The sequence below is a fragment of the Streptomyces sp. NPDC059788 genome, from assembly GCF_042732265.1.
Taxonomy (GTDB): domain Bacteria; phylum Actinomycetota; class Actinomycetes; order Streptomycetales; family Streptomycetaceae; genus Streptomyces.
The window spans coordinates 131750-142251 of the sequence record NZ_JBHWHY010000027.1 but is presented as its reverse complement, the minus strand read 5'-3'; the positions used below and the strand labels follow the sequence as shown (position 1 = coordinate 142251).

Genomic DNA, 10502 nt, shown 5'->3' with positions numbered 1-10502 from the left:
CCCCCGGGGCATGGGCCCCGGGGGCACCCCCCTGCGGTCTGTGGCCGGGATCACCGGCCGCCTGCGGTCACGGTCCGCAGCGACCTGTGTCCCCGCCCGTCGAGCTGGGCTAAACGAAGGTCACCGGCCGGGCCTGTGTCAGGCGGCCTGCCCAAGACCGGCGACGGTCAGGTCCTGCTCTCGCAGCGGGGTGAAGTCGACGTCGAGTTTCGGGTCGTACGCCTCAGGCTGGATGCCGAGCTCGTGGGTGGAGTACTCGCCGAACCGGTTGATGTGCTCGGTCAGGTAGGGCGAGATGTGGGCCAGGTCCTCCGGGTCGATCTCCCACCCTTCGTCCAGCAGCTGCCGCACGATCTCCGCGATGTCCAGGGCGTTGTGGAAGATCACCGCGTTCGTGAGCAGCGCGTTGAACTTCATGGCCTTCTCCTGCTCTACGGGGTCGTTGTCGGCGATGACGCCGCGGTTGCCGAAACCAATCCACTGCGAGAACCGGTTGAACGACTCCACCTTGTTCGTGGCCGCTGTGACCCGCCGACGCAGCGGCGCGTCCGACAGGTAGCGCAGCAGCTGCACGGTGCGGATCACACGGCCGACCTCTCGGAAGGCGGAGTAAGTGGCGTTCTTCCGCGACCCCGACCGCAGGCGCTTGAGCAGGGTGGAGGAGGAGATGGCGCCCTCGCGGACGGAGACGGCTACGCGCATCAGGTGGCGGAACTGGGACTCGATCAGGTCAAAGTCGACGACGTTCTTGCCCGGCTCTCCGAACAGGGCGTCGATGTGCACGTACTCCGTCTGCTTGGAGGGCCGGTAGAAGGTCAGGTCCTTCCAGTTCCTGATCCGGGGCATCAAGTCGAAGCCCAGGAGGTGGGCGAGCGCGAAGACAGGCGAAGCGGGCGCTGCGACGCATCTGACACCTTCCGAATACGTCGTGGCCACCGGAACGTACTTCGTCACGGTGGCCACGACGGCGTTGGCCGTGTCGGTACTGAGGCGCATCCAGGAGATGCGGGCAGGGGCGCCGAACGGGCAAGCGGGCAGGGTCATCACCTGTGCCCTTGAGCTGCTCTCGGCCTGCACGGCCCTGGTACATGCGCGGGCCGGGGATGACCGGGTCGAGGCGTTGGAGCAGGTGAGCGCGAAGGCGCGTCTCTTGGACCAGGCGCTCGTCGTCAGTGGCAGGAAGCGGGCCGGCCTGCGGCAGTTCGGCGGCGACGCCGGCGTGCTGAAGTCCCACACCCGCAAGGTGCGCGCCGCCATCACGCTGCAGCTGACCGAGATGCTCACCGACCGCGTCGCAGCGGCCGAGACGCTGGGGCGCTACTGCCTGCACATCACGGCGGCCCAGGCCGAAGCCGATTACGCGGCCCTGCTGCCCGTCGCCGACCTGCCCGCCGATCCGGGCCCGGACACCCTCAGCGGAAGAGGGCTGGTCAGGGTGCTGTCGGTCGGTGCCATCGCCGCTGTGGCCTCGTTGCCGGTGCTGCTGCCCCTGGGCGCGTCCGGTTCGTCGGTGCTGTTCGCGCCACTCGCCGTCTTCACGGTTGTCGCCGTCGTCAGCGCGGCCATCACCGGGGACCTGCACCGGCTGGCGCCGCTGGTCCAGACCGTCCGCGGCGACCGGAACCCGCCCACCGGCGGAGGCAGCTGAAGCCCCAGTAGCGCACGACGTAACCGTGATGGCGTTCACTGCGCCGATCACCCAGCAGTACGGCCGGATGGTCAAATACGCCACCGCCCTGGCCGCACTCCGTGACTCACGAGGTGACGGGCAGCTCGTCGACCACCAGGTCCTCACGCACGCGCTTGGGGACCAGAGCATGTGGACAGGCACTCGGCGCTCGACGCCGACGCGCCACGCCTCACGCAGGACGTGGCAGCCTACTCACGGGCGGGCCCGACCGGCGGTCGCGGCGGCACGGGCTTCGGGCAGCCCGGCCAGCCGGATTCACCCCGGGGAGCGGCTCCAATTGGAGCCTTCATGGGGTCCCAGTAGTACTCACTGGGACCCTTTCGACCGCGCGGCCGTCAGCGCCTGCGCGTCCAGACGGAAGAACTGCTCCGGCTCCCCGGGCGTGGGAGCGGCAGCGAACCGGCCGTAACGAGAGACCTGGTCATCAGAGAGAAATTCAACTGGCATGAACTGGAACGTAGGACCGCTGAACAGCGGAAACAGGGCGATTCATCGAACCGGAACCAAGATCGGCCAGTTGTCGCTACTGGCCGTTCGGATTCTCCCCGAGGGCCTCTACGGCCACTTCGACTCACCTCCAACAGCCAGGCGTCGTAGTCGCCGCAGGGTGTCGAACCCGAACTACTGATCACCCTGGAACATCAGCTGCTGCATCGCATCTCCCCGTCAAGGAGGGCCCGGAAGGTGCGCGGGGGCCGACCGGTAAGACGGTGGACGGCGTCGGTAGTGCGGTCCTCCGCCCCTCTGGCGATAGCACGGTCCATGTCGGCCAGCATTGCAGCGAACTCCACCGGTACCTGCGTCGTGAGGCGATCGCGCATCTGCTCGTAGGGCAGACGGCGGTGGACCACGGGCCGACCGGTGACCTCAGTGATGACCGCGGCGATGTCGTCGTGGCTGAGTGTCTCGGGTCCGGTGAGGACGAGATCGGTGTTGGGGGCTTGCTCGTCGGTCAGAGCGCGCACGGCGACGGCCGCGATGTCCTCGGCGTCGACGAAGCCGACCCGGCCGCTCTCGGCGGCGGTCCAGATGATGCCTTCGTCGCGGATGCTGCGAGCGTGCGCGTGCGTGCCGGTGAAGTTCTGCATGAACCACGAGGGCCGCAGTACGGCCCACTGTCCGAAGAGATCGGGCAGGGCCTGGTGCACCGTCCCCACCGCCGGGCCGCCCTCGGGGATGGCCGAGGAGCTCAGCAGCACCGCGCGGTGCACGCCGGCGGAGCAGGCCTGATGGAGGAACGGCAGCATGGCCGCCGCGGGGTCGGGGTCGCCCAGGGGCGGTATGAGGTAGACGCGGTCGACGCCGTCGAGGGCGGCCGCGTGGGTGGCGGGGTCGTACCAGTCGAAGGGGACCGGCTCGGCGCCGGCGACCGGGGTGGCCCGGCGGCCAGCGGCTTTGACGCGGTGACCCGCGGCCGTCAGCTGTGCGGCGGTGCGGCTTCCGGTGGTGCCGGTGGCGCCGATGATCAGCGTGGTGCCGGTGGTGGTCATCGGCTGCTCCCGGTGAAGTCGGTGCCGGGTTCCTGGACGGCGAGGGGGTTCCAGTAGTCGCGGTAGGAGGTGATGTGTCCGTCTCCCACGGTCACGACCGCGATGTAGGTCATGTCGAGGGGAGCGTCGCTCTCCACCAGGCGGCCGACGCCGCGCATCTCGACCACGACGGTCTGTGGATCTGTGGTCTGGTGGATCCGCAGGTCGGGGAAGTCGTGCAGGTCGATGTGGTCGGGGTAGTGGCGCATGTAGGCGGCGATGGCCTCCTTGCCCTCCAGGCGCCGGGGCCAGCCGTCGGGGGCGAAGGGGAACTCCATGAGGCCATCCTCGGCCCACAGGGCGACCCACGCGGGAATGTCCTTGTCGAGCAGCAGTCGCAGGCTGTGGCGGTACAGATCCGCCGGGGAGGTCGGTGCGGACATGGGCATCCTCCAAAGGATAGAATCCGGACTCTCGGTCCGCTTCAACGATATGGACCACGGGTCCGTTTTGCAATTGGAAGGAGCGTCATGCCCGAACGCCAGTCGTCTCGCAAGGACGCCGTCCGCAACCGGGAGGCCGTGCTCGCGGCCGCCGACGCCCTCTTCACCCGCCGCGAAAGCCCCGAGGACGTCACCATGGCCGACGTCGCGGCCGCGGCCGGCGTCGGCAAGGGCACGCTCTTCCGGGCCTTCGGTGATCGCGCCGGGCTGCTCCGCGCGCTGTACGAGGCACGGCTCGAACCGATCAGGCAGGCCGTCGAGACCGGCCCACCACCCCTGGGGCCCGCGACCCCACCGCGCGATCGCGTACCCGCCCTGCTCGACGCCATCCTGTGCTTCAAACTCGACAACCGGCGCCTCGCGCTGGCCCTGGAGGAAGACGGGAACAGCAGCCCGTACCGGGCGGAGCACTACGAGCGGTGGCACAGCCTGCTCCAAGCCGTACTGGAGCAGATCCCCGGCCTGGCCGACGGCGACTTCACCGCCCACGCCCTGCTCGCCGCCACACGAGCCGACCTGGTCGAGCACCTGGCCGGGGAAGAGCGCATTCCGCGGGAGAGAATGCGGTCGCAATTGGCGCACTTCGTCGCCAGGGTCCTGGCCTCCGGCCCACTGCAAGGGTCGACCACCGAGGAGTGATCGAGGGCCGGGCAAGTCCCTGATCGGCGGGGCCTCGCGCAAACGGTCCTTTCCCGAGCAAGATCAAACGCGACGGGCCTGTCCCACTCCGCCCCCGCTCGCCTCTTGTTGGAGGTGTTGGTCCTAACAGGTCTGACAGTTTCGCTGACTCATCGCGCTGGCGGAGCAGGCCGGGCAGCCGGTTCCCTCCTGCACCCTGGAGAGCTTGTAGCGGCGGAGGCCTCCGCAGCGCTGGCACCGGGCGGTCCAGGGCACCGTCGCTCCGGGGAATGGGTCCAGCGGCTGGAGGCCGGCCTCCAGCATCACCGCCGACGCCCGTCTCGGGCTGATGCCGCGCGGCATGGCCGGCGAGAAAACCGGTACCCCCGCCTGTCTCGGCACCGCCAGTTCGTGGGAGCGAACCCGCGCCCACGCCTGGGCCCACAGGGGAAAGTCCGCCTCCGGCACCTCACAGGCGATCAAGTAGGCGCAGAGCTGCCCGAGCGAGGAGGTCGCCTGCTTCCGCTGGCGGATACGCCAGGCAGACATCCGGGAGAGGGGGACGTAATCCTGGGCCCGTGCCTCAGCCCGCACCTCCATCTTCCGCACCGACGGCTCGTTGTTCTCCTGCCAGACCCGCCGCAGCGCGGCCGCCAGGTCGGCGGCAGTGCGGATGAGGGTGACCCGGGGCGCCTCCGCGAGGCGGGTGTGCCCGGCACGCCCCGCCTTCAGCCACATCCGCTCCACCGCGTCGAGATCCATATGGCAGGCCACGGCTATGTCCCGCGTCACCGGCCAGGGCACCCGCACCCGGCCGGCCTCCGCCCGGTGAATCGTTGCCACCGAGCGGCTGACCTTCACCGCAAGTTCCGGGCGGGAGATGCCCAGCCGAAGACGGGCCCGGCGCAGTTCGTGTGCGAGCTGGCCGACCCGGCGGTCCAGGGTCTTGATCGGCGCCAGCGGGCGCCCCCGACGGCGCGCCACCGCCCCGCCTACTCCTGGCCACAGGACGACAGCGCCCGCTGCGCGCCGCGGACTACGGCACCGCGCAGGACGTGGCCCCGCGCGAGGTGGACCACGGCCACCGCGAGCAGGCCGCCACCGGCGAGCACGGCCGTGGTCCCGGACAGCGGTGTGCCCCACAGGGTCATCAGGACCGCCATCGCGATGATCACGATGATGACGGCCGTCTCGGCCCTGTTCTCGTATAGCTGCCGCCACCCGTCATGTAGCGGAGCGTGACCAACTTCGGAGACCCGTCGAGGCGTGCAGGTTGACGCGGTTCTCGTACTCGCGGCGGGCCTTGCGCTGAGCCGGGACCGCCGCAGCGCCGTCAAAGGGCTGGCAGAGGTCGAGGAGTCGGCGGTGGATCGCGGGCACAGCGGTGATGCGCAAGGTGTAGCCCTGGCCGCGCCGTACGGTCACGCCCTGGTCGAGCACGATGCGCTCGACGGGAGCCAGGTCGGTAGTGCGGAGGAAGTCGGCCACCTTCCCCGGCATGTCGAGAACCACCGACAGCTCCGGGGTCGGGGTGCCCGCGTCGACGGGCGTGTACTCGGGCAGCAGGTCCGCGACGGCGGTGCGGATGGCGCCGCGGCTGACGTCGTGCTCGCGCGCGAGGGCGGCGATGGACCGGCCTTCCAGGTACGCGGAACGCACGGCCTCGGTCTTCCCGGCCTCGACTGCGGGGCGGCGCCCGCCCTTGTTCCCCTTGGCTTCAGCGGCGCGCAGTCCGTCGTACGTCAGCTCGCGCTGGAGGTCGCGCTGGAGTTCGCCGGCGGCGGCGAGGGTCTGCACCATGAACTTCACGGTGGACAGCAGTTCTCCGGTGCGCGGCTGGCGGGCGGTGAGGTCCAGGCCGGAGAACGCTCCGTCGTGGATGCGCAGGGCGAGCCGGTCGCGGTGCAGGACGTCGAGTACGTCGAGGATGTGCCCGGTGCCGCGTACCAGGCGGAACATCTCGGAGATGTGCACGGTGTCGCCCGGCCGCGCGTAGGTGAGCAGCTTGCCGAACTTCGGCCGCTCCAGCGGATGGGGACGGCTGGATGTGCCGCCCTCTTCCTCGAAGACCACCGGCTCCTCGATGTCGGCCTCGTCCAGGACGAGGTTCTGACGGTCGGTCGACTGCTGGTCGGTCGAGACCCGCTCGTAGACGACATTGGCCACGCTGTTCCCCGCTCCTGTCCGCGCATCGGACCCCGGGTGTCATCTAACCCTGTCACCAACCGCCATCGGATTTCATTGGATCGGAGCCGTCGTCAGACCCCGGAACAGCTGGGCTCATTGGACGCACGCCGCCCCTGTCGTCATTCGTACGTTTGATGCCAGCGAGGACTCGGGGAAGCCGCACACGTGCCGTCGGTCAGGAACGGGGTGCGGGTGATGCGTTGTGCTCGGTGGCGGCCCAGGAGGCGAGCAGGCGCAGTCCCTCTTCGGAAGGTGAGCCGGGCTCGGCGGTGTAGACGGTGAGGGTGAGGCCGGGCTCGGCGGCCATCTCCAGTCCCTCGTACGCGAGGGTGAGGTCACCGACGACGTGGTGGTGGAAGCGTTTGGTGCCGGTGCCGTGGTGGCGGACGTTGTGGGCGCCCCAGCGGGTGCGGAAGTCGTCGCTGCGGGTGGAGAGTTCGCCGACGAGGTCGTGCAGTCCCTTGTCGTGAGGGTTGCGGCCGGCTTCCGTGCGCAAGATCGACACGGCGACGTCGGCGGCCTGGTCCCAATCGGGATAGAAGCGCCGTGAGGCGGGATCGAGGAAGTTGAAGCGGGCCAGGTTGGCCTGGTTGTGGGTTGTGGCGTAGACGTCGTCGTAGAACGCGCGGGCGAGCTGGTTGGTGGCGAGCAGGTCCATACGGCCGTTGCGGACGAAGGCCGGGCCGGCGGTGACGGCGTCCAGCACCCACTGCAGGCTGCGGTGCGCCTTCCACTGCTGGGTACGACGCCGAGGACGAGTGAGGGCGTCTGAGCCGTCGGCCGCCTGGGCGAGGTTTAGCAGGTGGGCGCGTTCCGCGTCGTCGAGCTGAAGGGCGCGGGCAAGGGCCTCCAGGACGGCCGGGGAGGCACCGGCGAGGTTGCCGCGCTCCAGCTTGGAGTAGTACTCGACGCTCATGTCCGCCAAGGCGGCGACCTCACTCCTGCGCAGGCCGGGCACCCGGCGGCGGCTGCCGGAGGGCAGGCCCGCCTGCTCGGGGGTGATCTTGGCGCGCCGCGAGGTGAGGAACTCGCGGACCTCCTCACGGTTGTCCATGCCTTCGACGGTACGTCCCGCGCAGGGCCGAAGGGATGCACTGCCAGTACACCCCTTGTCAGTGACTCGCTCCATGTCAGAGGAGGGCGTTACCTGGAAGGCGTGGTGCTTCCCGTCCCGCCCGCCAGGCGGAGACCCGGGGGCTCCGCCCCCGGCCGGGCGGTCCGCCGTCCGCGTTCCGGGGCCCGCACCCTCTACCCGGTAACGCAAAGGAACCCCTCTCATGCGCGGCGCAGTGATCCACGCCCCCGGCGACATCCGCTTCGAGACCCTTCCGGACCCGAAGATCCTCAAGCCGACGGACGCGATCATCCGCACGGCCGTGACCTGCGTGTGCGGCTCCGACCTGTGGCCCTACCGCGGCGCGGAGCCGACCGATGCGGCGCACCCGATGGGCCACGAGTACGTCGGCTTCGTGGAGGAGGTCGGCTCCGAGGTGACCGCGGTCAAGCCTGGCCAGCTGGTCGTCGGCTCGTTCGCGACCTCCGACAACACCTGCGCGAACTGCCGCAACGGGTTCCAGTCGAGCTGCCTGAACCGCGAGTTCATGTCCACCTGCCAGGCCGAGTACGTCCGTATCCCCAACGCGCAGGGCACTCTGGTCGCCACCGACGGCGTGCCGGACGAGAAGTTCTGGCCGGGGCTGCTGGCCGTCTCGGACGTGCTGGGCACCGGCTGGTGGGCAGCGGAGGCCGCCGAGGTCAAGCCGGGCTCGACCGCCGTGGTCGTCGGTGACGGCGCGGTCGGCCTGTGCGCGGTCATCGCCGCGAAGGAACTGGGCGCGGAGCGAATCATCGCCATGTCCCGCCACGAGATCCGGCAGAAGCTCGCCCGCGAGTTCGGCGCCACCGACATCGTCACCGAACGCGGCGAAGAGGGTGCGGCCCGGATTAAGGAGCTGACCGGCGGGATCGGCGCGAACAGCGTCCTGGAGTGCGTCGGCACCGCTCAGTCCATGAGCCAGGCCCTACACTCCACCCGCCCCGGCGGCAACGTCGGCTTCGTCGGCGTCCCCCACGAGGTCGGCATCGACGGACAGGAACTGTTCTTTTCCCACGTCGGCCTGCGCGGCGGCCCCGCCCCTGTCCGCCGCTACCTCCCCGACCTCATCGACCGCGTCCTCACCGGTGCGATCGACCCCGGCAAGGTCTTCGACCTCACCCTCCCCCTGGACCAGGTCGCCGAGGGCTACAAAGCCATGGACGAGCGCCGTGCCATCAAGACGCTCCTGACCCCCTGAGCCCCGCCCCCCGCCCCCCGCCCCATCATCTTCTGATACGAGGAGATTCTCCGTGCAGATCACCCGCAGCTCGATCGACACCGCCAAGGGTCCGGCCGACTGGTTCACCGGCGACGTCTACATCGACGCCGTCGCCGCCGCGCCCGCCCCCTCCCGGGTCACCGCGAACCTGGTGCACTTCATGCCCGGCGCCCGCACCCACTGGCACCGCCACCCGCTGGGCCAGACCGTCTTCGTCACCGAGGGGATCGGCCTGTGCCAGCGCAGGGGCGGACCGGTGGAGATCATCCGGCCCGGCGACCGCGTCCTGTTCGAGTCCGACGAGGAGCACTGGCACGGCGCCGCCCCGAACCGGCTGATGGTCCACCTGGCCATCAACGAGGGCGACGACACCCACGACGTCGTGCACTGGCTGAACCCCGTCACCGACGAGGAGTACCACGCAGCCCCGGCCACCGGCTGAACCCGGCCAGCACCGTCCCGCACCCCGGAAGCGCCCCGCCTCGCCCACTTCGTAGGGAGAACTACCGTGACCACCTTCGCTCTCGTCGGCGCCGGCCCCGGCCTGGGTCTGGCTGCCGCCCGCCGCTTCGGCAAGGCGGGCCACGCCGTCGCCCTTCTCTCGCGCAGCAGCCAGCACCAGGACAACCTGGTGTACGAGCTGGCGCAGGAGGACATCCCCGCCCGCGGGTTCACCGCCGATGTCCTCGACCCCGCCTCCCTCACCGCAGCCCTGCACGAGGCCGCGGACACGCTGGGGCCCGTCGAGATTCTGCAGTTCAGCCCGGTGCCCCGCAGCGACTTCATGAAGCCGGTCCTGGACACCACGGCGGCCGACCTGGACGCCCCGCTGGCCTTCTCCGTAAAAGGCCCGGTCACCTGCGTGAACGCGGTCCTGCCCGGGATGCGGGAGCTGGGCCGGGGCAGCCTGCTGTTCGTCAACGGCGGCAGCGCGGTACGCCCGAAGGGCACCGTGGCCGGTACCTCGATCGCATTCGCCGCCGAGAGCGCATACGCGCAGATGCTCCACACCGCCCTCGCACCGGAGAACATCCACGCAGTCCAGCTCATCGTGCCCGGGGCGATCAGCCCCGTCTCCGCGACCTCCAGCCCCGAGAAGCTGGCGGAACTGCTGTACGGCCTGCACACCGACCGCAAGGGCTTCCGCCACTACGCCGAGCCCATGGCCGACCCGCAGGACGGCACCCCATGACCACCTCCACCCTCCGCCGGGCCCCGACCACCACCGCCACTGTCGGCGTGCTGCTGGCCCTGACCGCCTGCTCCGACAACTCCTCCGTCGAGCAGACCCCCACCACCGCTTCCGCCTCGTCGTCCGCACCGGGTTCGGCGTCGGCGAGCCCGACGGGATCAGACAGGAGCACTCCGATGGACATCCGCGTCACCCTCGACGGCCAAGAGGTCGAGGCGACCTTGAACGACAGCCCCGCCGCCCGCGACCTGGCCTCCCTGCTCCCGCTCACCCTGGACCTTAAGGACTTCCACGGGACCGAGCGGATCGCCGACCCGCCCAGGAAGCTGACCACCGAGAACGCGCCCAACCCACAGGCGCCGAAGACTGGAGACCTCTCCTACTACGCCCCCTGGGGCAACCTCGCCCTCTTCTACAAGGACGGCCCCTCCGCCTCCTCCGACCTCCTGGTCCTCGGCCACATCGACGCTGACGCCGATCAGCTCGCCGGGGCCGACCGGATCACCATCAAGGCCGCCTCCTGACCTC

The 10502-nt window shown here is 70.1% G+C and carries 13 protein-coding genes; 6 read left to right on the top strand and 7 right to left on the bottom strand.

Annotated features, from left to right (window positions below):
• Positions 1 to 138 precede the first annotated feature (138 nt).
• Positions 139 to 1044 (bottom strand): Tn3 family transposase, encoded by a 906-nt coding sequence (locus tag ACFV57_RS24165; protein ID WP_385235907.1) that lies wholly within the window; start codon positions 1042 to 1044, stop codon positions 139 to 141.
• Positions 1045 to 1150: 106 nt separating this feature from the next.
• On the opposite strand from ACFV57_RS24165, the gene ACFV57_RS24160 reads away from it, so the two are divergent.
• A complete protein-coding gene (locus ACFV57_RS24160) occupies positions 1151 to 1648 on the top strand; it encodes a hypothetical protein (RefSeq protein ID WP_385235904.1) in 498 nt (165 codons plus the stop codon).
• A 683-nt stretch (positions 1649 to 2331) separates the two neighbouring features.
• Here the strand turns inward: ACFV57_RS24160 and ACFV57_RS24155 are convergent.
• Both ACFV57_RS24155 and ACFV57_RS24150 read right to left on the bottom strand, forming a co-directional pair.
• On the bottom strand, positions 2332 to 3180 hold the full coding sequence (locus ACFV57_RS24155; protein ID WP_385235901.1) for an NmrA family NAD(P)-binding protein: 849 nt from the start codon (positions 3178 to 3180) through the stop codon (positions 2332 to 2334).
• Entirely contained in the window at positions 3177 to 3602 is a 426-nt protein-coding gene (locus ACFV57_RS24150; RefSeq protein WP_385235898.1) for a nuclear transport factor 2 family protein, read from the bottom strand. Before ACFV57_RS24150 ends, ACFV57_RS24155 begins: the two co-directional genes overlap by 4 nt.
• An 87-nt stretch (positions 3603 to 3689) precedes the next feature.
• On the opposite strand from ACFV57_RS24150, the gene ACFV57_RS24145 reads away from it, so the two are divergent.
• Positions 3690 to 4301 carry a TetR/AcrR family transcriptional regulator gene (locus tag ACFV57_RS24145; protein WP_385235895.1) on the top strand — a complete coding sequence of 204 codons (612 nt, stop codon included), beginning with the start codon at positions 3690 to 3692 and terminating at the stop codon, positions 4299 to 4301.
• Between the two features lie 123 nt (positions 4302 to 4424).
• Here the strand turns inward: ACFV57_RS24145 and ACFV57_RS24140 are convergent, their stop codons facing one another.
• From ACFV57_RS24140 to ACFV57_RS24125, 4 genes are all read right to left on the bottom strand, one after another.
• A complete protein-coding gene (locus ACFV57_RS24140; protein ID WP_385235891.1) occupies positions 4425 to 5264 on the bottom strand; it encodes a helix-turn-helix domain-containing protein in 840 nt (279 codons plus the stop codon).
• An 8-nt stretch (positions 5265 to 5272) separates the two neighbouring features.
• Positions 5273 to 5455 (bottom strand): hypothetical protein, encoded by a 183-nt coding sequence (locus ACFV57_RS24135; RefSeq protein ID WP_385235888.1) that lies wholly within the window; start codon positions 5453 to 5455, stop codon positions 5273 to 5275.
• Between the two features lie 49 nt (positions 5456 to 5504).
• On the bottom strand, positions 5505 to 6446 hold the full coding sequence (locus ACFV57_RS24130) for a recombinase family protein (protein ID WP_385235885.1): 942 nt from the start codon (positions 6444 to 6446) through the stop codon (positions 5505 to 5507).
• Between the two features lie 196 nt (positions 6447 to 6642).
• Entirely contained in the window at positions 6643 to 7521 is an 879-nt protein-coding gene (locus tag ACFV57_RS24125) for a helix-turn-helix transcriptional regulator (protein WP_385235882.1), read from the bottom strand.
• Positions 7522 to 7744: 223 nt separating this feature from the next.
• Between ACFV57_RS24125 and ACFV57_RS24120 the strand changes: the two genes are divergently transcribed.
• The 4 genes from ACFV57_RS24120 (at position 7745) to ACFV57_RS24105 (ending at position 10498) form a co-directional block, all read left to right on the top strand.
• Positions 7745 to 8761, top strand: a complete 1017-nt coding sequence (locus ACFV57_RS24120; RefSeq protein ID WP_385235879.1) for a zinc-dependent alcohol dehydrogenase family protein — start codon at positions 7745 to 7747, stop codon at positions 8759 to 8761.
• A 52-nt stretch (positions 8762 to 8813) separates the two neighbouring features.
• Positions 8814 to 9224, top strand: coding sequence for a cupin domain-containing protein (locus ACFV57_RS24115; RefSeq protein ID WP_385235876.1), 411 nt, complete (start codon positions 8814 to 8816; stop codon positions 9222 to 9224).
• Between the two features lie 66 nt (positions 9225 to 9290).
• The gene (locus tag ACFV57_RS24110) at positions 9291 to 9974 is read left to right on the top strand and encodes an SDR family NAD(P)-dependent oxidoreductase (protein ID WP_385235873.1); all 684 of its coding nucleotides are present in this window, start codon (positions 9291 to 9293) and stop codon (positions 9972 to 9974) included.
• Entirely contained in the window at positions 9971 to 10498 is a 528-nt protein-coding gene (locus ACFV57_RS24105; protein ID WP_385235870.1) for a cyclophilin-like fold protein, read from the top strand. The genes ACFV57_RS24110 and ACFV57_RS24105 overlap by 4 nt, the downstream gene beginning before the upstream one ends.
• Positions 10499 to 10502: the final 4 nt, after the last annotated feature.